We start from the raw sequence: 26,570 nt of genomic DNA, 5'->3' as shown, positions 1-26,570 counted from the left end.
CCGCATAAATAAATTATAACATCTGTTACATATTAAACTTTTACTACGTTATCATAGTCACATAACATATAATATTTATAAAATAACTATCACATGAAACCATTTATGAACTGCCAAACAAACACAAATGCGGTTCGTGATCGTTTCACAATCTAAAAAACAATTTACCCCATGAAAAAGCTATTTATCCTTGCAGCATTACTTATGACTACCTATGGAACCTTTGCACAAACGGTTGACCTGCGCCGCAAAATTGAAGTTACAGGCATTGCCGAACAGGAAGTTACTCCCGACATTATATATGTTTCCATTTCCTTACAGGAATATATGAACGGTAAAAACCGGGTAACTATTGATGTTTTGGAAAACCAATTGGAAAAAGGTGTAAAAGACGCCGGTATCCCCAAAGAAGATTTTACCATAAACGATGTTTCGGCCTGGAACAACACCTATCAAAAGAAAAAAACCCCTGATTTTTTGGCCGGCAAACAATACCTGGTTAAAGTTACCGACCTGAATAAATACAACCAGATACTGGCTAAGGTTGATCCAAAAGGGATCCAATCAACCAACATTCAGAGCTATGACTATTCTAAAATCAACGAGTTAAAAAACACGCTGAAACTAAAAGCATTACTATCAGCCCGCGATAAAGCTGCATTCCTGGTAAATGGACTAGGCGATAAATTAGGTTCTGCATTGAGTATCAGTGAAAGCGATAACAGCAGCTTTCCACAACCACGCGCCATGATGATGTTTAAATCAGCTGCCGCAGATGCTGCCGGCCCTGCAGAGTCAGACATCGACTTTAAAAAGATAAAACTGAGCTTCCAGATACAAGCTACGTTTGAGATAAAGTAAGGCGACGACGACTCACCCCGTCATCGCTCCGCTCGACACCCCTCTCTTCGCCTTCGGCGGAAAGAGGGGTTTTCTTTTTTATATCCAGCCCTTTCCGAACCCTCTTTGCGGCAAAGCCGAAGAGAGGGTGATCCAGCGAAGCGTGGATCGGGTGAGTCGATTCTGCAATTGCCAGAATAGGTTAATTTTTTTTCACAAAGGGTGTAACCTGTTTAAAAACAGTGTAGTCATAACCTACAAATACACCGCATTGGTGATTTAGAAACAAGAAAAAATTTAATTAACCTATTAAAATTTAAACAATATGGAAACTGCTCAACTGGGTGTATTAGCTGGAATATTAGTACCCCTCGGCTTCTTCGCAATGATCTTCGGGATCGTTTACCTGAACAAGCGCGAAAAATTATCAATGATTGAACGTGGCATGGATCCACGTAGTTACAAACCACAATCAGCCCCTTACCAAAACTTAAAATGGGGATTACTGCTTATCGGCTCTGGTATTGGTTTGTTCCTGGCCTTTATTTTAGATCATACTATCTTCCGTTATATGGACGATGAGGCATTTTTCCTTTATGTTGCCCTGATTGCCATCTTCGGCGGAGCTGGATTGATCCTGTCCTACCGGATAGAAAAGAAGGAAGTACTGGACAAAGATGATCTCACGCTGCAGAAATAATCAGAAAAATAAATCCGTCGACTTAAAGCGTCTGTTTTAACAGAGGCTTTTCGGCGTTTAGCGCGTTTTTCGATATTTAGTTCGAAATATGATACTTTTCTTTAAAAGATTGTAGATGGTATAATTCGTGCCCGGCCATCATATAAACAAAAGCCCTTACCGAAAACAGGTGATTGCTGGCAATACCGGTACGCAGCAATTGCTCTTCGCTAAATCCCCTGATCATATAAATATTGGATAAGCGGGTGGCTTTAAATTCCGCTGCCAGATCCTGTATACTTTGGGCGTTAAAATCAGTGTTATTTACGTATATGTCCTGATCAAAACCCGGCAGTTCAATATAGTTTCGCGAAAAAACAAGAGCCCGGTAAGCAAAGGTCCGTTCGGTATCTATCATATGGCCAAGCACTTGTTTAACCGTCCATTTACCGGGCGCGTAGGCATAGGCAGCCTGCTCTTCTGTCAATTTGCTGAACAACTGATAGCTCGATTCCATTAAGCGTTCCAGTAGTTCAATAACATGATTATCAGGAACCAGGTTCACATACCCGGTTGCAAATGGCGAATATTCTTCAGGAGATGGCTTGCTTATCATTACGCGTGTTTTTTAAAACGATCCTAAATGTTGTTCCTTTACCAATTTCGGAGTCTTTTACAAATATTTGCCCGTTGTGGTAGTTCTCTATCATACGCTTAGTTAGCGACAATCCCAGGCCCCAGCCCCTCTTTCGTGTAGTATAACCTGGCTGAAAAACAGTATCAAACTTAGACCTTTGTATGCCTTTACCGGTATCGGTCACATCAATAAAAACCTGATTTTTTACTTTATTACCGCCTATCTCTATATGAATCCCACCCTTACCTTCAATAGCGTTCACCGCATTTTTCAATAAATTCTCCAATACCCAATCAAACAAAGGAATGTTAAGCCCGGCCTTTAAGTGTGGGTTGCCGGTCATTTCAAAGCTGATATTCTTACTTACCCTCACTTTAAAATAATCAACAAAATCTTTAACCACGGCATAAACGGCATGCTCTTCCAGTACCGGTTTCGATCCTATTTTTGAAAAACGGTCGGCCACTATCTCCAGGCGCTGTACATCGTTCTCCATTTCCGCTATCAGGGTATCACCTTCGGCGTTAAACTTTTCCTTCATCAGTTCAATCCAGGCCATTAATGATGATATGGGAGTACCCAGCTGATGGGCTGTTTCTTTGGCCAATCCCACCCAAACCTGATCCTGCTCCGATTTTCGGGACGAACTAAATGCCGTATAAGCCATCAGCAAAAATATAGCAATCACCGTAAGCTGAACATATGGAAACAAGCGCAATTGTTGCAATAAAGGCGAATCTTTATAATAAACAAACCATTGTTCGCCCAGCATTTTCAGCTTAAGCTTAATAGGCGCGTGTTGGTTTTTCATGTACTCCAGCTCGGTCTTAAAATATTCCAGATCGTATTTCTTTGTCTTGCTTCCTTCGGCCTGAAGCTTTACAAAGACTTTAGTAGTATCCAACCCACGCGCATATTTAATATCACCCTTTTCATCGGTAACAATGGCCGGCACGGTTAAACTATCACGCACACCTGTTGTAAACTGCAAAAAGTCGTCATCGTCCGAATTAAATAACTGCTTCATACTCATGGCCCAAACCTGCGCGCGCGTACGCTCAGAGCGGGCTATATTTTTAACCAGATAGCGGGTATAAAATAGAGAGCCAAAGGCAATAACTACGGCAAACGCGAGCAGAAAATATTTCCAGCGCTTTTTCTGTTGGTATGGGTTCATACTGGGCACACTCCAAATAACGTAAAATTATTTCAAATGTGATGGTTACAGACATACAGATTTCAAATGTGCAGATATGCAGATAATCGATTGCCCGTCATTTTTCATCTGCACATCTAAAATCTGCATATCTGCACATGGTAAAAAACTTATCTTTGCCCCATCATGACCGATAAAAAAGTAAGAGTTCGTTTTGCGCCAAGTCCAACTGGTGGTTTGCACCTGGGTGGCGTACGCACCGTATTATTTAACTATTTATTCGCCAAAAAACACCATGGCGATTTTATTTTAAGAATTGAGGACACCGATCAGACCCGCTATGTAGAAGGTGCCGAAGAATATATTTTAGATTGTTTGAAATGGTGCGGCTTACAACCAGATGAAAGTCCGGTGGTTGGCGGCCCTTATGCCCCATACCGTCAAAGTGAGCGCAAAGCGCTTTACCGCGAATATGCCGAACGCCTGGTAATGCAGGGCCACGCCTATTACGCGTTTGACACCGCCGAAGAACTGGACAAGAACCGTAAAGAGATCCCTAATTTTCAATACGGACAGGCCTATCGCGATAGCTTGCGCAATTCAATTTCACTACCACAGCATGAGGTGGATGCTTTGCTTGATGCCGGTACCCCACACGTGATCCGCATAAAAATGCCTGCCGACGAAACCATCAGCTTTAATGATATGATCCGTGGGCACGTAAGTTTTGAAACCAACCAGGTTGATGATAAAGTATTGCTCAAAGCCGACGGTATGCCTACCTACCATTTAGCTGTGGTTGTGGATGATTACCTGATGAAGATTTCGCATGCTTTCCGCGGCGAAGAATGGCTGCCATCGGCACCCGTACATTTGCTGTTATGGGATTACCTGGGTTGGAAAGCCGATATGCCGCAATGGGCGCACCTTCCCTTAATATTAAAACCCGACGGCCATGGCAAGCTCAGTAAACGCGACGGTGCCCGTTTGGGTTTCCCGGTATACGCCATGACCTGGTTTGATGCTAAAACCGGCGAACTTACCCCGGGTTTCCGCGAGCTGGGTTTTTTACCCGAAGCATTTTTAAACCTGCTGGCTACCCTGGGTTGGAACGATGGTACCGACCAGGAATTGTTTACGCTGGCCGAACTGATCGAAAAATTCTCATTGGACAGGGTGAGCAAAGCCGGCGCTAAATTTGATTTTGAAAAAGCCAAATGGTTCAATGCCGAATGGATCAAGAAGTCTGAGGCCAGCAGTTTACAGTTGGCAGTGGGCACTGTTTTGGCTGATAAAGGTATTGCAGTAACCAATAATGATTACTTGTTAACTGTAATTAACTTCATCAAAGACCGCTGCGTTTTACTGGCCGATTTTTATCAGCAGGCGGGATACTTTTTTGAGCAACCCAAAGAATATGATCTCAACGCGGTAAAACCTAAATGGACCGATGCTAAAACCGACTTTTTTAACGCGCTTACTGCTTTATTAAACAGCGACCAAACCGCTTTAGAAGCCCACAGCTTTGAGGAGGCTTTTAAAGCCCTCATGGACGAGAAAGCCTTAAAAGCAGGCGATGTCATGTTGCCTTTCCGTATTATGCTGGTTGGGGGCAAATTTGGCCCTCATGTGTTTGACATAGCCGCACTCCTGGGCAGGCAGGAAACTATCAGCAGGATAGCCAAAGCTTTGGAAGCGTTTACCGCTTAAAGCTTAGCTGTAGAATGGCAAGTAAAAAAGCCGTATTATTGGGATAACAACATAATCCCACCACATGAATAAAATTTACTTTAAAGGCATCAGCAGCATACTGATGCTTTTTTGCGTTATAAGCGCCTTTGCACAGCAGACCGATTCTGTTAAATATATCAAAGCCGGCCGGTTTATTGATACCGAAAAAGGCAGGGTACTTACCAACCAGATCATAGTGGTTGACCATGATACCATTAAAGCGGTTGGCGATAATATTAGCATACCGGCAGGCGCAAAGATCATTGACCTCAGCAATGCCACGGTTTTGCCCGGCTTAATTGATTGCCACACCCATTTGAGCCAACAACCCGGTGATAATTATTATGATGATATTTTCCGTAAATCGCCGGTTGATTACGCAGTAATAGCTCCCAATTATGCCAAACGGACCCTGCTTGCCGGTTTTACTACCTGCCGGGATGTGGGCGCTGCCGCTTTTATTGATATAGCCCTTCGCAACGCCATCAATCATGGCGATATTCCCGGCCCGCGTATGCTTTGCGCTACGCTGTTTATTGGCAGTACCGGCAGTCATGGTGACCTGAACGGCTTTTCGCCATATCTGGATTGGGTTGGCCCCAAGCAAATGAGTGGTGTAGCCAATGGTGTTGATGAGCTACGTAAACAAGTGCGTTATAATATTAAATACGGCGCAGAAGTAATCAAATTTGGGGCGAGTGCCGGTGTACTCTCCGAAGAGGAAAGTGTAGGCGCGCCGCAATTTACCCAGGAAGAGATGAACGCCATTGTTGATGAAGCCCATCTTTGGGGTCTTAAAGCCTGTGCCCATGCTCACGGAACTGTAGCTATAAAGATGGCCGTAAAAGCAGGCGTGGCCTCTATTGAGCATGGTAGTTTCCTTGACGACGAAGCTATAGCTCTCATGAAACAACATGGCACCTACCTGGTTGCCGATATCTATAACGACGATTACATCCTGAGTGATTATGCCAAACATGGCACACCCGAAAAGATCATCAATAAAGAACGTCTGGTTGGCAAAACACAACGCCTGAGTTTTCAAAAAGCGGTAAAAGCCGGGGTTAAGATAGCCTTTGGTACCGATGCAGGGGTTTATCCCCATGGTTGGAACGGCAAGCAGTTCAAATACATGGTAAAGTTTGGCTTAAACCCTATGCAGGCTATACAATCGGCCACTTATAACGCTGCCGATCTGTTAGGCTGGCAGGCCAAAGTGGGCTCAATCTCCAAAGGCAAATATGCCGACCTTATCGCGGTAAAAACCGATCCCCTAACTGATATTACCAGCCTGGAGAACATCCCTTTTGTAATGAAAGGCGGCGAAGTATACAAGGATGAATTGCATCAATAAATTAATAAACTTAAATATATCTAAATACCTAAAAACGAGGTAACAAATACAAACTATCTATCGTAATAAAGCTCCAATAATATCCCGCTGTGATACAGCGGGATATGGCAACTGAACAGGCACCTGAATTTACTTTAGCGAAAATTAATTTCAAAAAAAGAAGTTCATTGATTTTCAGGCAAGTTTTTATGTCTTTAATGTCTGTTTTTTGTATCAATATTATTACAATTGGCAATAATATTTTGGAGGAATGATATTTAAAATTTAATTTTATGAACCCCCTTAATTAATTGGTTATGATCCGCATACGATCTAAAAACGTGTTATTGGTTGCTGCCGATAATTTTTCGGTTGAATTACTGTCTGACAATAAAATGTTCAGGCATGTTTCTACGGTAAGTAGTATTTTCCCTACCATACACGAAACTAAACCCAACATAGTCATATTTGATTATGATCACCTGATTAAGGACATCGAAAAAATACTACGCCGCATAGGCAGCAATCCTGCTTACAGTAAAATAAAAGTATATTGTTATAAAACCAAAGCCCACACTAAAACCGATAGTCTGTTAAAAGTGCTTGGGGTTGATCATATCTTTTATCCCGAGGATTTCAAAAAACCAGCTGAGGGCAAAAATATCGCGGGTGTTTTATCCGGAATTTTTGACGCCCCTATTAGCAATTTACTTGCTAAAGCTTCTAACTAAATCGTTCCAATCAACTCGCTTTTAAATGAGGCTTGCTGATCAAAATAATACGCCATACCACTTCGGCGCTTAGTAATGCGGCTACGGCAAACACCGCGGCTTTCAATGCTTCGGGAGTTGATGATAATGCCCCAGCCAAAGCCACCGCGTAAACCATAAAAGGAAAAATCAATACCAGGCAAAGGCTCGTGATATTTAAGGGGATCCTGAACGACCGGGCCTTAAGCGGTTCTTTTAACCTCAGCTTTACCAGTGCTATATACTCCAGCGATAACCCTGCGCCGTAAACTGTTACATCAATGATCAAAAGATCGGCAAAGGTCCATAGTACCATAAAGCTAACCACCAGCGAGCAAATAATGATGGATACGTACGGCGTTTTAAAGCGGCGGTGCAGCTTGTTCAAACCAGCCGGCAGCAAATGATCTTCGGACATTACCTGTGGTACCCGCGATACCGATAACAATACCGCCGCGTAAATACCCAACGTACTAGCCATGCCTCCCGCCGCTATGACAACACCCAACCATCTGCCGGCAATCAATACCCCTAATGCCGGGAAACCGTCATTGGTTAACGTATCGTGGTTTATACCCGATTGCTGGGCTATCCAGGTGATAAAAAAGTAAACCACCATCACTAGTATAAAAGCTATGATCATGGATACCAGGTATGATCGTACCGGCTTTTCAACCTCCTCGGCATAGGTAGTGATATTATCCCAGCCCAGGCAGTTCCACATCACGGTATATAGTGCCATCCCAAACGAGGGGAAAGTAATTCCTTTTAATGAGGGCGAGGGAATGCTCAAACTGCCGCTATGCTTATGAATAGCCAAAACAATTAAAATAATAACCGGAGCCAGTACTGCCGCGCTTAAAAACAGCGATACTTTACCCACAGGCACTATCCCCAGTATATTTAAGCCCGCCGATGCCCAGATAATGAGCAGGCATACCGGCACCTGGTACTGTAGCAAAACCGGAAAAAAGAACGACGCATATTGTACAAACAGAACCGGGTATATAGCCAGATCGACAAAAGTGTAGAGCCAGGTCCACCAGCCTTCATAGAAGCCCCAGCGCGTGCCCAGGGCATATTTAACCCATTTGTAATAGCCGCCGGTGATGGGCATCATGCTGTTCAGTTCCAGCACGGTGAATATAGCGGGTACATCCCAAAGCAATGGGGTTATTAACAGGATTAAAATTGCGCCATGATCGCCGGCATAACTCAGCAGTGGCTCCAGACCATATGGCCCGCCCGAGACGGTAAAGAAAATAACAGCGACAAGCTGTATGGGTCTGATTTTTTTTAAGGCTGCGGCTGATGGCATAAGTTATAAAAATACAATTTAGCCTTTATTACAAAAATCAAACAACGTACATTTTTAAAATACTTTTTAAAGCCTGATTTTAACACTTTTCGGCGCGAAAAGCAGATGAAAACGGGTCAAAAACCTTTCAAAACTGAATCAAAACCATCGATTTTAACACTTTTTAACAAATTTTTAGTGGGTTTTGAAACCTTTAAAAAGATTTATAGGATTGATTTTCAAATAACTAAGTAAAAAACAGCTTACTTTTTACCCTTTTTATCCCTTTAAGCAAATGGCCCTGCTTACACTTTTCAAGTAAGCAGGGCCATGGAGTTTATATACTTAAATATACGAAATTATTTCCGGTTCCGGCGTATGTTTCTATTGCAAACTAAGCCATTTTTTACGCACCAGCTGTTGCTGTGCGGTTGCATTATCTACCGGTACAATTTTATATTTAACACGTGCGTTTTTCAGCAGGGTAACCGGCAGGGTAAGTTGCAACCCATCGCGGATGATGCCCACATTTATTTTATCGCCCACTTTTTTACCGTTCAGCATGGTTGCCGCGTCGGCAACAGGCTCGTTGTCAATAGTTGCCAACTCATCATTAACGTTAATACCGTCGATATAGGCCGATGTTCCGCGGGTAACGCTGGTCACAATTACTTTTTTATTGGCCGTAGTAGCCGTAACCACGCCGAATGCCGGATCATTATTATCCGCCAGTTCATCGCTTATTTTATAGCCCGCATAGCCAAGATATTTGTTATAGTCGACAGGCGTTAGGCCATTGATATATTTTTTATAAAAATCGTCCAGTTTTTTACCGGCAAATTTTTCAAATCCTTGTTTAAACTCCGCATCAGTATAGCCGCGTTTTTTGGTTTTGTAATATTCGGTATACATATACTTCATCACATCATCCAGGGCGTATTTGCCCTTGCTATTGTTGATGATCTCCAAATCAAGCATCATCCCAACTATCGCCCCTTTGTTGTAGTAGGATATGGTGGTATTGTTGGAGTTTTCGTTCGGACGATATGCTTTTATCCAGGCGTCGAAGCTCGATTCGGCAACAGTCTGCACATTTTTGCCCGGCAGGTTTTCCAGGATGTTGAACTCTCCGGCCAATACATCGAGGTAGTTTTCTGGCGGATAAAGGTTGGTACGGCGTACCGCTATTTCCTGATAGTATTCGGTAAATCCTTCGGCTATCCACAAATTGGTGGTATAGTTTTCGTTATCATAATCAAAGGGACCTAATACTATCGGGCGCAGGCGTTTTACATTCCATAAATGGAAGTGTTCATGCGCCACCAGGCCCAAAAAGCTCTGGTAACCTTTTTCTGTCGCATAGTTCTCGCGCGAAGCGCCTAAAACCGTAGAGCTCAAATGCTCCAGACCACCGCCGCCACGTAAATGATTATGCACAATAAAAACGTAATGTTTATTAGGATTTTCGCCAAAAATGGCGGCCTCCTGTTCCACAATGCTGTGCATATCTTTTTTCAGGCGTTCTTTATCATAATTACCACCACCATACATACAAACCTCATATTTTACGCCCGATGCGTCGAAACCAAAAACATCCTGGTTACCCACTTCAATAGGCGAATCAAAAAGGATATCATAATTGGGCGATACACGTGTAAAAGGATCGCCATTCACCATTTCCAGACTGGTTGAAACCTTAGCCCAGTCTTTATAAGGTTTAATGTGGATGGTTGATGGCTGGTGCAGCATATTAGCCGGGTAAACAAAGATCCCCGAGCTCGACAGGAAGCCATGCGACGCGTCGATATAGCTGGTACGCACCGAGATCTCGTTGGCATAAACCCGGTATTTAATATTTACGGTGGATACGCCTTTGGTGGCAATACGCCAGGTGTTTTTATTGATCTTGGGCGATGCTACTGTTTTCCCGCCGGCATCCGCGCTAAAAGCTTCGATGTTTTTGGCAAACTCCCGCACCAGGTATGAGCCGGGTGTCCACACGGGCATTTTCAGGTCGAGCGTGTTTTGCTTTAAGCCCGAAATATGCATTTCGATATCAGCATAGTGCGCCTGTGCCTCCGGAAAAGATACTGTGTAGGATATATTAGCAGTAGTTTGCGCTTCACTGATAGATGGACTCATATAAGATATGATTAATAAAAAAGTAATGATATGTTTAAATGGTTTCATGGCGCAAGTTAAAAAAATTATGAATTTCTCTGCACGCGGCATTGCGCTTCAGCTTCGCTGGAAAACAAATCAAAACCATGTCATTGCGAGGAGGAACGACGAAGCAATCTCGTAGCATGTAAGATGAACGCGACGAGATTGCCACGCTACGCTCGCAATGACATGATTTTAATTTGTTATACTTTATAGCGATGCCGGGATGAGTCGGCTGCACCCCGCTCGGTAAGTAGGCTCCTATCACATTAGATAACCTAAAATTAACCTTGTAAAATGGTTGATACATACAACTATTTATGCTGTCTACTGATTAAGTTTGTGCTACCTTATAATGTCGTTAATTGAACCCATATCCCGCAAACTGATACGTTTGGGTAAATTGTACCAAAGCCTGCTCGCTAAAAGTACAAAACACCTGGACGTAGACCGCTATCATTATGTGTTATCGCTTATTTACTATCATGATGGGCAATTATCACAAAAAGCGCTGGCCGAAATACTAGGCAAGGATAAATCGGCCATTGTAAGCATCATTAATCTGCTCTCCTCCAAAGGATTTGTTTACCGGGAAAACAACCCGAGCGACCGCCGCGAACAATTGTTGAAAGTTACCGAAAAGGCAAAGCTCGCGGTTCCGCATATCCTGGCCACCTTTAAAAACATTAATGCCGATATTACTAAGGGGATCTCTGAGACCGATATGAAAATATTTGAAAGTGTATTACTGCGCATGCAAAACAACATACAACCCTTAACAACAACCTGATCAAAAACTAAATCACAAAAATGATCCATTTAATATGAGAACAAGGTATATCATTTACACCGCGCTGGCTTTGCTGGTTGCATACTTAATTTACAACAAGTTCTTTAGCAAAAGCGCCAAGGAATCTGCTGCTGCTATAGCTGCCGGAGGCAAAGGCGGCAAAAAGAAGAACGGTCCTGTTTCCGTTAACATTATGATTGTAAAGGATACTACTATAAACAATATAATAGATGTAACCGGCTCAATTGATGCCAACGAAAAGGTAAACCTGGTGAGCCAAACCGCCGGCAACATTACCGGCATATATTTTACCGAAGGCAGCAAAGTGCAAAAAGGGCAGTTGCTGGTTAAAGTTTATAACCAGGACCTGGAAGCATCGCTTAAACAAGTGAACTACCAGGTAGCGTTGGCCAAACAAAATGAATACCGCAATAAAGTATTGTTGGAAAAAGAAGCCATCAGTCAACAGGAATATGATACTTCTTTAACCTCCTTAAATTCTTTTAAAGCCCAGGGCGATATGATCAAGGCGCAAATAACCCGCACCGAGATCAGGGCGCCGTTTTCGGGCACTATCGGCTTAAGGAATGTGAGCCCGGGTGGTTACCTGTCGCCACAGACATCCATCGCGCAATTGGTTAATATCGATCCGGCAAAGGTTACTTTTTCTGTTCCGGAAAGATACCTTTCTATCATTGGTCCGGGCAGCAAGATCAGGTTCACTACCGAAAGCTCCAGGGAAAACTTTACGGCTACGGTGTATGCTATTGACCCGGCCATTGATGTTAACTCGCGCACACTTACCGTACGGGCCAAAGCGCCAAATCCAAAAGGTTTATTAACAGCCGGCAGCTTTGCTAAAATTAACTTAACACTTGACCAGATAGCTAAAACTATTTTACTGCCAACCCAGGCCGTTATCCCCGACCTGAAAAGCAACCTGGTTTATGTTTACCAAAATGGTGTTGCGGTGAGTAAGGCTGTAAAAACTGATATGCGCACCGATACCAAAATACAGATCATTGATGGCCTGAAACCGGGCGACAGTGTAGTGGTATCGGGCATTATACAAATGCGACCAAAGGTTCCTTTAAAAATTGCTAAAGTTATTAAATAGAGTGTTGCCTCATCCTGCCCTCTCCAAAGGAGAGGGTTCTAAAAAATTTTGTTTTAAAGTCCTCTCCTTTGGAGAGGATTTAGGTGAGGCTAAATATAAAGTAATTCAATAAAACAGCTATGAGTTTATCCTCAGTCAGTATAAAGCGGCCGGTATTGGCAACAGTAATGTCAGTAGTTATTGTTGTGTTTGGTATCATCGGCTATAAATTTTTAGGGGTGCGGGATTTCCCTTCTGTCGATCCACCCATCATTTCGGTATCCACCAGCTACGCCGGTGCTAATGCCGATGTAATTGAATCGCAGATCACGGAACCCCTGGAGAAAGCGATCAATGGTGTACCGGGTATCCGTAACCTGTCGTCGACCAGTTCTGTGGGTTCCAGCAATATTACCGTAGAGTTTGACCTGGATGCCGATCTGGAAACCGCCGCGAACGACGTGCGCGATAAAGTTGGCCAGGCACAACGCCAGCTGCCACAGGATATTGACGCGCCACCGGTAGTTACCAAAGCCGATGCCAGCGCCGATCAGATCATTACCCTGGAAGTACAGAGCGATACCCGTAACATTAACCAGCTGGATGACTATGCCGAAAACGTATTGCAGGAAGGCCTGCAAACCATTCCCGGCGTAAGTACCATTAACATACAGGGACAGCGCCAGTACGCCATGCGTTTATGGATAGATCCTAATAAATTAACCGCACAGGGCGTTACCGCGACAGATATTGGCGCGGCCTTAACTAAAGAGAACGTGGAGCTGCCTGCCGGTAAAATTGAAGGTAACAATACCGAGGTTACCATCAGGGCCCTGGGTAAATTATCTACCGAAAAAGATTTCAACGACCTCATCATCCGATCTGACAGTAACCGTGTGGTGCGTTTGCGCGATGTGGGCTATGCCGTTTTAGGATCGGCCAATGAGGAAACTATTTTTAAGGAATCGGGCGTGCCGATGATCGGTTTGGCCATTGTGCCGCAGCCGGGCGCCAACTATGTACAGATAGCCAAAGATTTTTACAAACGCCTGGATCAGATCAAAAAAGACCTTCCGCCGGATATTAAGGTCAATGTGGCGCTGGATAATACCCGGTTCATCAACCAGTCTATCTCCGAAGTACAGGAAACACTGATCGTATCCTTTGTGCTGGTGGTGATCATCATTTACCTTTTCTTCCGCGATTGGCTTATCGCTTTCCGTCCGCTCATCGATATCCCGGTATCGCTCATCGGGGCATTTTTCATCATGTATATTTTTGGTTTCTCTATCAATATATTAACCCTGCTGGGCATTGTACTGGCAACGGGCCTGGTGGTGGATGATGGTATTGTGGTAACCGAGAACATCTATAAAAAGGTGGAAGCCGGTATGGCTATCCGCAAGGCTGCCTTTGAAGGTTCTGCCGAGATCTTTTTCGCGGTAGTATCAACCTCGGTTACGCTGGCAGCGGTGTTTTTACCTATTGTGTTTTTACAGGGCTTCACCGGCCGTTTGTTCCGTGAGTTCGCGGTGGTGGTGGCGGGCGCGGTATTGATATCGGCGTTTGTATCCCTATCATTAACCCCGATGCTGAATGTAAAGCTGATCCGCAAGAGCAACAAAAAATCAAAGTTTTACGAGCGTACCGAACCTTTCTTTGTGAACATGACCAACTCCTATACCGAAACGCTGGTTAAGTTTATGAAGGTAAAGTGGGTTTCTTTTGTGATCCTGGCGGTATCCCTTATTATCATTGGTGTGTTGGTACAGGTTATCCCATCTGAACTGGCTCCGCTGGATGACCGTAGCTTATTACGCTACAGCGTTACCGGATCTGAAGGTGCTACCTATGAGTACATGACCAAATACATGGATAAGGTATCGCAACTGGTTGACGATTCCATTCCGGAGGCCCGGGTTAATTTCGAGATCGTTTCGCCATCCTTCGGTGGTGGTTCGGCCAACTCAGGTTTTGGTCGTATCGGTTTGGTGGCTCCCGATGAGCGTGGCCGAACCCAGCAACAACTGGCCGACTGGCTCAGCAAAAAGTTAAGCCGTATGCCCGATGCCCGCGCCAATGTCATACAAGAGCAAACCATTAGCGGTGGCGGTAGCGGCGCCCGGACTTCGCTACCCATACAATATGTAATTCAGAACCAGGATTTCGAAAAAATACGCAAGGCCTTGCCTAAGTTTTTCTCCGAAGTATCCAAGAGTCCGGTATTCCAGGGAACCGACGTCAACCTCAAATTCACCAAGCCCGAATTAAGAGTAGTTACCGACAGGGACCGGGCACGGGATCTGGGGGTATCTGTTGATGATATTGCCCAAACCCTGCAACTATATTATAGTGCCGGTCGTTTAGATTACTTCCTGATCAATGGTAAACAATACCAGGTAATTGCCCAGGTGGATCGCGCCAACCGCGATCAGCCGCTCGATCTGAAATCCGTTTACCTGCGCAGTACCAAAGGCGGCCTGGTACAGCTGGATAACGTGGTAAAAGTTACCGAAGGTGCAACGCCTCCGGCTATTTATCACTTTAACCGTTATAAATCGGCAACTGTATCTGCGGGCTTAGCGCCTGGTCGTACAGTAGGTGATGGGATCAAGGAGATGGACCGGATCTCTAAAGAAATATTGGATGATACCTTTAGTACCGCGCTAAGCGGCCCTTCACGGGATTATGCCGAGGGTTCATCAAACATCTTATTCGCCTTTGGTTTTGCACTGTTGCTGATATACCTTGTTTTGGCGGCCCAGTTCGAGAGCTTTATGGATCCGTTTATTGTGATGCTCACCGTACCGTTGGCCATTTCGGGTGCATTTTTATCCCTATGGCTGTTTAACCAAACGCTCAATATTTTCAGCGAGATCGGTATCATTACCCTGGTGGGCCTGGTAACCAAAAACGGCATCCTCATTGTGGAGTTTGCCAATCAGCGCATGGAACATGGCGTTGCTAAATATGAAGCCGCAGTTGAGGCCGCTACCGCTCGTTTACGCCCGATATTAATGACCAGTTTGGCCGTTGTGCTGGGCTCTGTGCCTATTGCCTTTGCATTGGGCGCGGGTGCCAAAAGCCGTGTATCGCTGGGTATTGTAATTATGGGTGGTATGTTGTTCTCCCTGGTACTTACCCTTTACATTATTCCGCTGATGTATGTGATCTTCGCCTCCAAAACCCGCCGCGATCCCGAGCATGAACCGGAAGACGCGGAAGCAAACGAGACTAAAACACCTCTATTGATTGAAAATCTTTGAAAGCTAAAAGCAGAAGGCACAAAGCCAAAAGCGAATGATTGAAAACAAACAAAAGATAAATCCGAATTCGAAAATCCGAACTCCGAAATAAAAAAAATATGATCATCAAAAAAATAGTTTTCTTTATTTTTTGCAGCCTGGTTTTTAGCATAACGGCCTGGGCGCAGGATGCCCCTTTGCTTACGTTGAAAGAGGCCGTTGAAATCGCGCTTAAAAACAACTATAATATCAAGCTGTCGCAAAATAATTCTACCATAGCGGCAAATAATGTTACCCTGGGTAACGCGGGTGTTTTACCGCAGCTTACCGGTAATTTTGCTACAAACAACAGCAGGCAAAACACCAAGCAAACACGTAATGATGGGACGGTGAATAATATCAATGCCCATAACTCCAATAATAGTTATGGCGTAAACCTTAACTGGACCATTTTTGATGGCTTTAATATGTTTGCCACCTATGATCAGTTAAAAACCGTTGATACCTTAAGCGCTATCCGGTTAAAGGATACCATCCAAACCACTGTTGCCAGTGTGATCACTACCTATTATGACCTCATCAATCAAAATGAGCAGATCAAAGCGCTCAAAGGGGCCATTGATATTTCACGTACCCAATTGCGTTATGCTAACGACAAGTACAAGGTGGGCCGCGCTTCCGGACTGGATGTGCTGAACGCGCAGGTTAACCTCAATACCGATACGGCTAACCTGGTTACCCAATACCAGCAGTTCAAGGCTATCAAAATACAGCTTAACCAGTTATTGATACGAGATCTGCAAACCGATTTCACGGTAGCCGATACCATCCTGATTGATGATAAACTAACGCTTGCCGAAATTATTAACAGCGCTCAGTTACAAAACCCGGCCATTTTATCGGCACAGATCAATAAGCGCCTGGCCGAGATCAACCTGAAACAGGTACGCTCAACGCGGTACCCGCAGGTGGGTTTAACTTCGGGCTATACTTTTTCTAATAGCAAAACACCGGCAGGCTTTACGCTGTCGCAAAATGTGCATGGCTTAAATTATGGGTTGACTGCAAGCATTAACATATTTGACGGTTTTAACCAGAACAGGCGCGAAAAGAACGCGAAAATACAGATCGACAATGCCAACATCAGCGCCAAACAAACCCGGCTTAACGTAGAAGCACAGATCAATAACTTTTTTGTGAGTTATTTATCCGGTTTGGATCTGATCAGGCTGGGACAGGCCAACGTTACCATAGCTAAAAAGAACCTGGATATATCATTAGAAAAATATAAGCTGGGTAATATTACGCCCTTAGAAATACGGGAAGCCCAGCGTAATTACCTGGATGCGCAATCCAAGTTCTTTGCGGCTCAGTATCAGTCAAAACTTGCAGAAGTTACTTTAAAACAGATTACCAGCAGTATTAATATTAATTAAGTACTAATAAGTATTTATTTATGGGGTATGTTTCTTAAATTGCTTTAAAAAGCTATTTTTGAAACAATGTTAATCCCCTACAAAACCTGCCTGTTGATTGATGATAACTACATCGACAACTTTGTTACGCGCAGGATTTTGGAAAGCAGTAACTTCGCAGAGCAGATCATTGTAAGACAATCGCCTGCCGAAGCAATAAATTCGCTCCGGGAGGGTACTATAAAACCTGATGTTATCTTTTTAGATATCCGCATGCCCCTGATGAACGGGTTTGAGTTTTTGCAGGAGTATGATAAGCTTTTGATCGATAAAAAAGATATTAAAATATTTATGCTTTCTTCCTCCCTTGATCCAACAGACATGAAGGAGTCGGCAGGAAACAAGTATATTACGCAATTTATACATAAGCCATTAACAGTTAAAGCGCTCGAAGAAATTTGTCCATGATCTTAGTTGCCGATAGCGGATCTTCCAAAACAGACTGGCTGCTCAGCCTTCCACAGCAGGAGTCAGTATCATTCAAAACCGCCGGATTAAACCCATACTTTTTAACAGAAAAAGAAATAGCCAAAATAATACAGGATCAGGCGCCTGATATGGTAGCATATGCCAATGATATTTCCGAAATATATTTTTTCGGGGCCGGCTGCTCCAGTCCAGACAGGCACGAGATCGTTTCAAACGCTATCAGCCAGCTGTTCAGCAAAGCCTTTATCAGTGTCGACAGTGACCTTTTAGGCTGTGCCTATGCCACTTGTGGACACGAAAAAGGCATTTGCTGTGTGATGGGTACCGGGTCAAACATTTCCTATTTTGATGGCGAAAACATTCACGACGGTCAGCATGGCCTGGGTTTTGTTTTAGGCGACGAAGGTTCCGGCACCTGGTTTGGCAAGGCCCTCATCACCGATTTCTTGTATGGCAATATGCCCGCCGATATCAACGAGGCATTTGATAAAGCATACGGACTGAATAAAGAGATTGTGATCAAGAACGTATATCAAAAGCCCAATGCCAATACCTACCTGGCCTCATTCTCGCGTTTTGTAAGCGAAATAAAAACCACCCCCTACGGACAGGAACTGCTGGAAAGGGGCTTATTGGAATTTATCGACAGCAACATCAAATCATACCCGGAATACCACCGCTATAAATGCCATTTTGTGGGCTCCATCGCCTACTTTTTTGCCGAGGAGTTAACTACGCTTTGCCATCAACAGGGTGTAAAAACCGGCAAAGTGATCAAACAACCGATCAATGATCTGATGGCTTTTATTTTGAAGAGGAACGAGGAATAGGCTTATGATAGTTTCGAACTCATAGTTGAAACCCCTTCCTCCCCTTCCCGAGGGAAGGAATCGCTCCTGCCCTTGCTTTTTTGCATGGTAAGTGAGGGTGAAGTCCTCCTCTCCGCGCGTCATTGCGAGGAGGAACGACGTGGCAATCCCCTACTTACAGAGATGCGATGCCTATCGGGGATTATTAATGTTATTAATTGTTTTTTAAAGGTATTGTGATGAGCTCCCTCCGGTCGGTTGTCCACGCTACGCTCGCAATGACGTTGTTTTTCAATCGCCTCTTTCGTTTAAACCACTGCAGCAAGTTTCTTCCTAAACCTCAATTTCACCACCACAAACCCAATCAACAAAACAGCTACAAAACTACCTGCTTTGGGCAGGTAATCGCCATGCTCTACATAAAAAGTAAGCTCCGAGTTCAGGTTAATATCCTGTTTAATGGCGGCTTGTGTCCACCATTTAGTTTGCTGTACGATGTCGCCACGCTGGTTGATAAAAGCCGAGATACCCGTATTGGCCGAGCGCGCCACCCAGCGACGGGTTTCAATGGCCCGCAACTTGGCATAGTCCAGGTGCTGGTCTTTACCCGATGTATTTTCCCACCAGCCATCGTTGGTAATAATGGCGATGAACTGAGCACCTTTCCGCACCGAACGTGCCACATATTCGCCCCAGATAGATTCGAAACAGATCACCGGATCGGCACCGATACCGCTTTGTGAGTAAAACACATCTGCATCTGCTTGAGGGCCATAAGCGCCCGTGGCACCACCCAAATGCTCAAATACTGGTTTAAGGAAGGATAAGGTGTTGCCAAAAGGCAGCGATTCAGCACCCGGCACCAGTCGCGATTTATGGTAGATCTGTACATTCCCACTGTTTTCGATACCTATGGCCGAGCTAAAATTATCTGCGAATACACCGGGCTGTTGTGTTGCACTGGCAGTTGGTGTTGCCCTGTTATTATAAAACCGGTAAGTTTCGCCCCCGGTTATCAAAGTACTGTTTTTGTATTTGCGTAAAAAATACTGCGCCTGTTTAAAGTAAATATTATTGTTGATACCATCCTCATTCATATATTCCGGGATGGCGGTTTCCGGCCATAAAAAAAACTCGGTATTTGACTGAGCCACACTCCGCGACAGATGGATCATGATATCGATTTGCAGATTAGCGGGGATGTCGTTCTCTTTTGCATAAGGATCAATATTAGGCTGAACCGCCACTATGTTCGATGGATTTTTCTGTTCGGTATAGTTGTAATAAGTATATAATGAAAAGCTAATCGGCAGCAAAATCGGCAGCACAAAGGCGGTGATCAGTTTTAGTCGCAGTTTTTTATCCTGAGCCTCGCGCAAACCAACATAGATCAAGAAAGCCAGGATATTTACCGCCCATACCCAAATGGTGCCGCCATAAACACCGGTATATTCATACCATTGTATCCACTGATGACTCACCGCGAAACCGTTACCCAGGGTCATCCAGGGGAAATTCAGATCCCAGCTCTGGTGCAGGTATTCGTAGCCAATCCATAAACAAACCAGGCCAGCTAAAGCCCGGCTCCGGCTGGTTACCAGTCGCAAGCGGTAATACAGCCAGCAAGCTAAGGCCATAAGTAACGGCCCCAGCGAATACGGGATCAGCGAAATGGGGATAGCCACCAGGTCGCCCACTATTTTTAGCGCGTTGTACACCCAATAAACAGAGCCCACGTTCCAGATAAAAAAACCGATAAAGGTTAGGGTAAATATTTGTTTTCCTTTTTTAGCCGATGTGGATTGGATGATGTTTTCCATCGCCAGCAGCATCGGCACAAAAGCAATAAACAGCAAAAAGGTAGTATAAGGCGTAGGCGGCCATGCTATCCATAATAGTAATCCGGAAAGTATGGCTAAAGGAAGATTTTTTTTCATTTGTTATTTATCCTATTGATCGGGAGAAAAACCAGTATGTCATTGCGAGCGCAGCGTGGCAATCTCCTCGCGTTTTCATTAATAAGAATAGCTACGAGATTGCTTCGTCGTTCCTCCTCGCAATGACATATTTTTTATTTTTTTAAAGCATAATGGGCAGACCTCTGCGCGCGTCCTTCGACAGGCTCAGGATGACAGGCCCTTTTTTTATTCCTCTTCGTCGTCTTTATATTTATTCTTCGATGTTTTGGCTTCGGCCCCAGCCACACAAATCACGAATTCCCCTTTTGCGGGATGTGTTTCATAATATAATTTTACCTCGGCTACCGTACCCCGAACAGTTTCCTCGAACATTTTGGTCAGCTCTCGCGATACGGATAGCTGGCGTTCGGCACCAAAATAAGTCGCCATTTCGTCCAGTGTTTTCAGTAAACGGTGCGGCGATTCATAAAGTATAATCGTGCGTTCCTCCCCGGCCAAAAATTTATACCGTGTCTGGCGGCCTTTTTTCAGCGGTAAAAACCCTTCAAAACAAAACTTATCCGTAGGGAAACCCGAGTTAACCAGCGCCGGCACAAAGGCCGTAGCCCCGGGCAGGCATTCCACCGCGATATCAAATTTCAGGGCCTCGCGTACCAGGTAAAAACCCGGATCGGATATGGCAGGCGTCCCCGCGTCAGATATCAGGGCGATGTTTTTCCCTTCCAGCAAAAATTTCACGATCTCGTTTGACGATTGATGTTCATTATGCTGATGGTGCGAAAAAACTTTCTGATGAATATCAAAATGTTTCAGCAATGGCGCCGATGTACGCGTATCCTCAGCCAATATCAGGTCGGCCTCTTTCAAAACACGGATGGCCCTCAAGGTAATATCCTCCAGGTTGCCTATTGGGGTGGGTACTAAGTATAGTTTACCTTTTTCGTTCATGGTTATATTTTGTCCATAGACGATGGTCCATAGTCCATAGATTTTATCTGCATGCCCGATTTCCATCAACTATCGTCCATGGACCATGGTCTATCGACCACATCTTAAAATCTATTGACTATAGTCTATGGACTATCGACTTATTTATATCTTTGCCTAAAAATAAAATAATGCTGCAAGTTAGTTATATCCGCGATAACCGGGAACAGGTTTTAGAACGTTTGGCTGTAAAAAATTTTAAACAGACCGAACTGGTTGATGAAATAATTCAGTTAGACAGCAAGTCGCGTTCGACTAAAGTGTATTTGGAAAACATTCAAAATCAAATTAACTCGACATCTAAGTTGATTGGCGAACTTATGCGTGCGGGTAAATCTCAGGAAGCTGAGGCTCTGAAATCGGGATCAACTGACGGAATTACTAATCTAAAGACATTAAAAGATATAGTTAAAACAGAAACTGATAACCAGGCCGCTATTGAAGAAGAACTATATCAAAAACTGGTATTACTGCCCAATCTGCCCCATAGCTCTGTACCCAAAGGTTTAACTCCCGAGGAGAACGAAGTGGTATTGGAAAACGGTTCAAAACCCAACCTGCCCTCCGATGCCCTCCCGCACTGGGAATTGGCCGCAAAATATAACCTGATTGATTTTGAACTGGGCGTTAAAATAACAGGCGCAGGCTTTCCCGTATATAAAAATAAAGGCGCTAAACTACAGCGTGCCCTCATCAACTTTTTTATTGATGAAGCCGAAAAAGCGGGCTATAGCGAAGTAAGCGTGCCCCTGATGGTAAACGAAGCATCTGGCTTTGGCACATCACAGCTGCCTGATAAAGAAGGCCAAATGTATCATGTTGGTGTTGATAATTTATACCTGATACCAACAGCTGAAGTGCCGATCACCAACATGTACCGCGATGTGATATTGAAAGGTGAAGACCTGCCGGTAAAAAACTGCGGGCATACACCATGCTTCCGTCGCGAGGCGGGTTCATACGGCGCGCATGTACGCGGATTGAACCGTTTACACCAGTTTGATAAGGTAGAAATTGTACAAGTAGTACAACCCGACCGTTCTTACGAGGTTTTGGAACAGATGAGCGCCCATGTGCAAGGTCTGCTGCAAAAATTAGGCTTACCTTACCGTGTATTACGCCTTTGTGGCGGCGATATGGGTTTTGGCTCTGCTTTAACTTATGATATGGAAACCTGGAGCGCCGCGCAGCAGCGTTGGTTGGAAGTATCATCCGTATCAAACTTCGAAACATTCCAGAGCAACCGCCTCAAACTGCGGTTCCGCAATACCGAAGGTAAAACCCAGCTGGCCCACACCCTCAACGGCAGCGCCCTGGCCCTGCCCCGTATTGTAGCCACCCTGCTGGAAAACAACCAAACCGAAAAAGGCATCCGGGTACCGGAAGTATTGGTACCGTATACGAAATTTGAGTGGATTGATTAAAGCCGGCTCTTTCCTCGTAATAGCAAAGTAAAAACCAACATGTCATTGCGAGCGATAGCGTGGCAATCTCCTCGCGTTCACACATGTGAGGAGATTGCTTCGTCGTTCCTCCTCGCAATGACATATTTGTTCTAAAGCCCTCTCCTTTGGAGAGGGTTGGGAGAGGTCTACAAATACCGCTGAAATTCCTTCCGCACAGCCAAAGGCTTTTTCCCCGTAATCGCCTTAAAATGCCGGTTAAAATTGGAGAGGTTGGAGAAACCCGATTCATAACTAATGATAACAATGCTGTAGTCCGTTTCTTTCAGCAGCTTGCAGGCGTGGTTCACGCGCACTTCCAGCAAAAAATCAAAATAACTTTTGTGCACCCGCGATTTAAAATACCGGCAAAAGGCATTGGGCACCATATAAATAACGGCCGCTATTTCCTTCAGGGTAATAACACGGTGAAAATTATTAAGCGTGTACAGGTAAATTTTAGTGAGCCGGGTTTCATCCCCCGCGTTAAAGGTATGTTGCTTTATCTGCGGGTTTAAGGAGCGGTATTCCCTTTCGCTGGCAATGGATGCCAGTAATTGCATCAGTAAAGGGATCCGTTCGCTGGCAGCAGCCTGAAGCAATTGGTTTAACAAAACAATTAAGCGTATCCGCAAACTGCCCTGAAACGCGAGTACGTTCCCGGCCCGACGTATCGCGGTACGCAGATATTCATTTTCGGGCAAATTGATAAACTGTCCGCCAAATATATCGGGGTTAAAATGCAATGTGAGCAATTGTACCGGCAGCTTTATTCGGCCCTGCTTTTGCAAAGGGTATTCAAAGGTATGGCTATCAAACCGGAATAAATGAGGCAGGTTTCCACCAATCATCAGCAGATCGCCCGCGGCAACAGGTTCTATTTTATCACCCACCAACAGTACCCCATGCCCTTCCATAATGTAAATGAGCTCAATTTCGGGGTGATAATGCAATTCGTTATAAGAATGATAATGCGCGGTAAGCTGCAGGCTGAACGACTGATTAGCCGGGGTACTGAGCTTTTTTAACCTTGCCTTCATTTTTAATTACTGAATTATTGATTTAGTGATTTTAAATCTTTGTTCCTTGCTCCAAGGACCCTTACTCTATTTTTATAAATTATATTATTATCACTTATATATCTCAAAAATAAAATAAAATGGTTAATATAGTATCATTTATTGTATATAAGCTCCAGTTTCCGAACGTTTTATCCGATAGCTTTGTTTAAAAAAATGCAGATGGAAACAACAAACTATATTTTGCAGCTAAACGAGGCCGGCATCAACGATATTGATCGTGTTGGCGGCAAAAACGCCTCTCTTGGCGAAATGCTTCAAAATTTGAAGCTATTAGGTATCGACATCCCTTTTGGATTTATTGTTGTTGCCGATGCTTATTACAGTTTTATAAAATACAACCATCTCGACGTGCTGATCAGCACGCTCATCAGCGAAACAGATGTGGATGACCTGACGCAGCTTAAACAATGCGGCGGAACAATCCGCAGGCTTATCCGTGATGGAGAATTCCCCAAAGAGATCAAAATGCAGGTTGCCGATGCTTATGATGCTTTGTGTGCCTATTACCAGAAAATGGATGTTGATGTGGCTGTACGTTCATCCGCTACTGCCGAAGACCTGCCCGATGCTTCTTTTGCCGGGCAACAGGATACTTATTTAAATATTGCCGGCCCCAACGACCTGCTGGATGCCATACGCAATTGCTTTGCATCGCTGTTTACTGATCGTGCCATTAGCTACCGCAAAAGTTTTGGCTATGATCATTTCCAGATTGGGCTTTCGGTATGTGTGCAAAAAATGGTGCGCTCCGATATTGGCGCTTCCGGGGTGGCTTTCTCGCTCGATACTGAAAGTGGTTTTAAAGATGTGGTGGTGATCAACGGTGCTTTTGGCCTGGGCGAAATGGTTGTGCAGGGAGCTGTAAAGCCCGATGAATTTACCATATTTAAACCCCTGCTCGGAAAACCGAATCTCCGCCCTTTGATTGAAAAAAAATTAGGCACCAAGGATAGCAAAATGGTTTACGGCGAAGCCAACGAGCCGCGTGTAAAAGTAGTACCCACCACCGAAACCGAAAAAGCTCGCTTTTGCCTTTCCGATGATATGGCCCTGCAACTGGCCGCTTGGGTGGTGGCTATCGAAAACTATTACACCGCACTTAAAGGCAAATGGTGCCCAATGGATGTGGAATGGGCGGTTGATGGCGAAACGCAGCAGCTTTATATTGTACAGGCCCGCCCCGAAACCATCCATTCGCGCAAAGCGCAGCAGACCCTGCAGATCTTTAGCATGGATGCAAAAGCTAAAAGCACACAATTACTGTTACAGGGCATTGCCGTTGGCGATAAAATCGCTACCGGTCGGGTGCATCTGCTGGAGAACGCGGATACCGTTTCCCTGGCGCAACTGAACTTTAAAGCCGGTGATGTACTGGTAACCGACATGACCGATCCCGACTGGGAACCCCTGATGAAAAAGGCGGCGGCTATTGTCACCAATAAAGGCGGGCGCACCTGCCATGCGGCTATTGTGGCCCGGGAGCTGGGCGTACCGGCTATTGTGGGCTGCGGAAATGCTACGGAGTTGTTGAGCACAGGTCTGCAGGTAACGGTATCATGTGCCGAGGGCGAAAACGGGTACATTTATGCCGGAGAGATTCCTTTTAAAATACAGGAGTATGACCTGAGCATCTTGCCTACCGTTGATACACCCATCATGATGAATGTGGCTTCACCCGATATCGCTTTTAAACTGGCCGGTTATCCGCATTGCGGGGTGGGCCTGGCGCGCGAGGAGTTTATTATCAGCAATTATATTAAAATACACCCACAGGCGCTGCTTCAGCACCGGGAGCTGAATGACGAAGCTTTAACCTCGCTGATTGAAGATACCATTAAAGGCTATGCCGATGAGCAAACTTATTTTATAGACAAGCTCTCCTTCGGGATTGGTAAAATAGCTTCGGCCTTTTATCCGCACAAGGTGATTGTACGGTTCTCTGATTTTAAAACCAACGAATATGCCAGCATGCCTGGTGGTAGTTACTTTGAACCATCAGAAGAAAACCCGATGATCGGGTGGCGGGGAGCTTCGCGCTATTACTCTGCTGCTTATAAAGAGGCCTTCGGGATGGAATGCCGCGCGATAAAAAAGGTACGCGAAATCATGGGATTGAAAAATGTGGTGGTGATGATCCCTTTTTGCCGTACCATTAATGAGCTGTTGCGGGTTTATGAAACCATGAAGGAATACGGCCTGGTTCGCGGTGAAAACGGATTGGAGGTATACCTGATGGCCGAGGTCCCATCCAACGTGATACTGGCCGATCAGTTTGCCCGGTATATTGATGGTTTCTCTATCGGATCAAACGATCTGACCCAACTGGTGCTCGGGCTCGATCGCGACTCAGCCCTAGTGGCTGACATTTATAACGAACGCAACGAGGCCGTAAAAATGATGATCTCCCAATTGATCAAGGCGGCAAAAAAAGCCGGCATCAAGGTGGGAATCTGCGGTCAGGGCCCATCAGATTATCCCGACTTTGCACAGTTTCTGGTTGAAGAAGGCATCGACAGCATTTCGATAACGCCCGATTCGTTCCTAAAAACGGTTGAAGCGATCAAAAAAATTGAAGACCAGGCTGCCTACCAACAGCGGCAGATAGCCTAACCAAGTTCATAGTACCGACAAAAACAAATAACAAAACAAAAGCGGCTTTTAGGGGGCCGCTTTTTGTTGTTATCATGGTGTGTCTTTGTCAAACCCGCTTG

Annotated in this window: 20 protein-coding genes; 13 read left to right on the top strand and 7 right to left on the bottom strand. The window is 44.7% G+C overall.

Annotated features, from left to right (window positions below; translation table 11 throughout):
* Positions 1 to 171: 171 nt before the first annotated feature.
* Both AC57BQ_RS23460 and AC57BQ_RS23455 read left to right on the top strand, forming a co-directional pair.
* A complete protein-coding gene (locus AC57BQ_RS23460) occupies positions 172 to 861 on the top strand; it encodes an SIMPL domain-containing protein (RefSeq protein ID WP_496408566.1) in 690 nt (229 codons plus the stop codon).
* Between the two features lie 304 nt (positions 862 to 1,165).
* Complete coding sequence (locus AC57BQ_RS23455; protein ID WP_496408565.1) at positions 1,166 to 1,540, top strand: DUF6249 domain-containing protein; 375 nt, start codon at positions 1,166 to 1,168, stop codon at positions 1,538 to 1,540.
* Between the two features lie 76 nt (positions 1,541 to 1,616).
* Here AC57BQ_RS23455 and AC57BQ_RS23450 read toward each other — a convergent pair whose 3' ends face one another.
* Both AC57BQ_RS23450 and AC57BQ_RS23445 read right to left on the bottom strand, forming a co-directional pair.
* On the bottom strand, positions 1,617 to 2,135 hold the full coding sequence (locus tag AC57BQ_RS23450) for a DinB family protein (protein ID WP_496408564.1): 519 nt from the start codon (positions 2,133 to 2,135) through the stop codon (positions 1,617 to 1,619).
* Positions 2,113 to 3,333, bottom strand: a complete 1,221-nt coding sequence (locus AC57BQ_RS23445) for a sensor histidine kinase (protein WP_496408563.1) — start codon at positions 3,331 to 3,333, stop codon at positions 2,113 to 2,115. Before AC57BQ_RS23445 ends, AC57BQ_RS23450 begins: the two co-directional genes overlap by 23 nt.
* A 165-nt stretch (positions 3,334 to 3,498) precedes the next feature.
* Between AC57BQ_RS23445 and gltX the strand changes: the two genes are divergently transcribed.
* From gltX to AC57BQ_RS23430, 3 genes are all read left to right on the top strand, one after another.
* The gene (gene gltX, locus AC57BQ_RS23440; RefSeq protein ID WP_496408562.1) at positions 3,499 to 5,022 is read left to right on the top strand and encodes a glutamate--tRNA ligase; all 1,524 of its coding nucleotides are present in this window, start codon (positions 3,499 to 3,501) and stop codon (positions 5,020 to 5,022) included.
* Positions 5,023 to 5,086: 64 nt separating this feature from the next.
* Complete coding sequence (locus AC57BQ_RS23435; protein ID WP_496408561.1) at positions 5,087 to 6,397, top strand: Xaa-Pro dipeptidase; 1,311 nt, start codon at positions 5,087 to 5,089, stop codon at positions 6,395 to 6,397.
* A gap of 296 nt (positions 6,398 to 6,693) precedes the next feature.
* Positions 6,694 to 7,107, top strand: a complete 414-nt coding sequence (locus AC57BQ_RS23430; RefSeq protein ID WP_496408560.1) for a hypothetical protein — start codon at positions 6,694 to 6,696, stop codon at positions 7,105 to 7,107.
* 10 nt (positions 7,108 to 7,117) lie between these two features.
* Here AC57BQ_RS23430 and AC57BQ_RS23425 read toward each other — a convergent pair whose 3' ends face one another.
* Together AC57BQ_RS23425 and AC57BQ_RS23420 are read right to left on the bottom strand one after the other, a co-directional pair.
* Entirely contained in the window at positions 7,118 to 8,443 is a 1,326-nt protein-coding gene (locus tag AC57BQ_RS23425) for an APC family permease (protein ID WP_496408559.1), read from the bottom strand.
* A gap of 363 nt (positions 8,444 to 8,806) precedes the next feature.
* The gene (locus AC57BQ_RS23420) at positions 8,807 to 10,612 is read right to left on the bottom strand and encodes a M61 family metallopeptidase (RefSeq protein WP_496408558.1); all 1,806 of its coding nucleotides are present in this window, start codon (positions 10,610 to 10,612) and stop codon (positions 8,807 to 8,809) included.
* Positions 10,613 to 10,940: 328 nt separating this feature from the next.
* Between AC57BQ_RS23420 and AC57BQ_RS23415 the strand changes: the two genes are divergently transcribed.
* The 6 genes from AC57BQ_RS23415 (at position 10,941) to AC57BQ_RS23390 (ending at position 18,450) form a co-directional block, all read left to right on the top strand.
* Positions 10,941 to 11,375, top strand: a complete 435-nt coding sequence (locus AC57BQ_RS23415; RefSeq protein WP_496408557.1) for a MarR family winged helix-turn-helix transcriptional regulator — start codon at positions 10,941 to 10,943, stop codon at positions 11,373 to 11,375.
* Between the two features lie 34 nt (positions 11,376 to 11,409).
* Positions 11,410 to 12,492 carry an efflux RND transporter periplasmic adaptor subunit gene (locus tag AC57BQ_RS23410; protein WP_496408556.1) on the top strand — a complete coding sequence of 361 codons (1,083 nt, stop codon included), beginning with the start codon at positions 11,410 to 11,412 and terminating at the stop codon, positions 12,490 to 12,492.
* A gap of 119 nt (positions 12,493 to 12,611) precedes the next feature.
* Complete coding sequence (locus tag AC57BQ_RS23405) at positions 12,612 to 15,737, top strand: efflux RND transporter permease subunit (RefSeq protein ID WP_496408555.1); 3,126 nt, start codon at positions 12,612 to 12,614, stop codon at positions 15,735 to 15,737.
* A 98-nt stretch (positions 15,738 to 15,835) separates the two neighbouring features.
* Complete coding sequence (locus tag AC57BQ_RS23400; RefSeq protein WP_496408554.1) at positions 15,836 to 17,152, top strand: TolC family protein; 1,317 nt, start codon at positions 15,836 to 15,838, stop codon at positions 17,150 to 17,152.
* A gap of 66 nt (positions 17,153 to 17,218) precedes the next feature.
* Complete coding sequence (locus AC57BQ_RS23395; RefSeq protein ID WP_496408553.1) at positions 17,219 to 17,599, top strand: response regulator; 381 nt, start codon at positions 17,219 to 17,221, stop codon at positions 17,597 to 17,599.
* On the top strand, positions 17,596 to 18,450 hold the full coding sequence (locus AC57BQ_RS23390) for a BadF/BadG/BcrA/BcrD ATPase family protein (RefSeq protein ID WP_496408552.1): 855 nt from the start codon (positions 17,596 to 17,598) through the stop codon (positions 18,448 to 18,450). The genes AC57BQ_RS23395 and AC57BQ_RS23390 overlap by 4 nt, the downstream gene beginning before the upstream one ends.
* 287 nt (positions 18,451 to 18,737) lie before the next feature.
* Here AC57BQ_RS23390 and lnt read toward each other — a convergent pair whose 3' ends face one another.
* Both lnt and rsmI read right to left on the bottom strand, forming a co-directional pair.
* Positions 18,738 to 20,366, bottom strand: a complete 1,629-nt coding sequence (gene lnt, locus AC57BQ_RS23385; RefSeq protein ID WP_496408551.1) for an apolipoprotein N-acyltransferase — start codon at positions 20,364 to 20,366, stop codon at positions 18,738 to 18,740.
* A gap of 207 nt (positions 20,367 to 20,573) precedes the next feature.
* The gene (rsmI, locus tag AC57BQ_RS23380; RefSeq protein WP_090473859.1) at positions 20,574 to 21,296 is read right to left on the bottom strand and encodes a 16S rRNA (cytidine(1402)-2'-O)-methyltransferase; all 723 of its coding nucleotides are present in this window, start codon (positions 21,294 to 21,296) and stop codon (positions 20,574 to 20,576) included.
* A gap of 170 nt (positions 21,297 to 21,466) precedes the next feature.
* Here rsmI and serS point away from each other — a divergent pair, with 170 nt between their 5' ends.
* Positions 21,467 to 22,759: a serine--tRNA ligase gene (serS, locus tag AC57BQ_RS23375; RefSeq protein ID WP_496408550.1), complete on the top strand. Its 1,293-nt coding sequence runs from the start codon at positions 21,467 to 21,469 to the stop codon at positions 22,757 to 22,759.
* 167 nt (positions 22,760 to 22,926) lie between these two features.
* Here serS and AC57BQ_RS23370 read toward each other — a convergent pair whose 3' ends face one another.
* Positions 22,927 to 23,817 (bottom strand): helix-turn-helix domain-containing protein, encoded by an 891-nt coding sequence (locus tag AC57BQ_RS23370; RefSeq protein ID WP_496408549.1) that lies wholly within the window; start codon positions 23,815 to 23,817, stop codon positions 22,927 to 22,929.
* Positions 23,818 to 24,018: 201 nt separating this feature from the next.
* Here AC57BQ_RS23370 and ppsA point away from each other — a divergent pair, with 201 nt between their 5' ends.
* Entirely contained in the window at positions 24,019 to 26,469 is a 2,451-nt protein-coding gene (ppsA, locus tag AC57BQ_RS23365; RefSeq protein ID WP_496408548.1) for a phosphoenolpyruvate synthase, read from the top strand.
* Positions 26,470 to 26,570 lie beyond the last annotated feature (101 nt).

This window comes from Mucilaginibacter sp. BGA-UO-ETr-C110, assembly GCF_059567985.1.
This window is presented reverse-complemented; position numbering and strand designations above follow the sequence as displayed.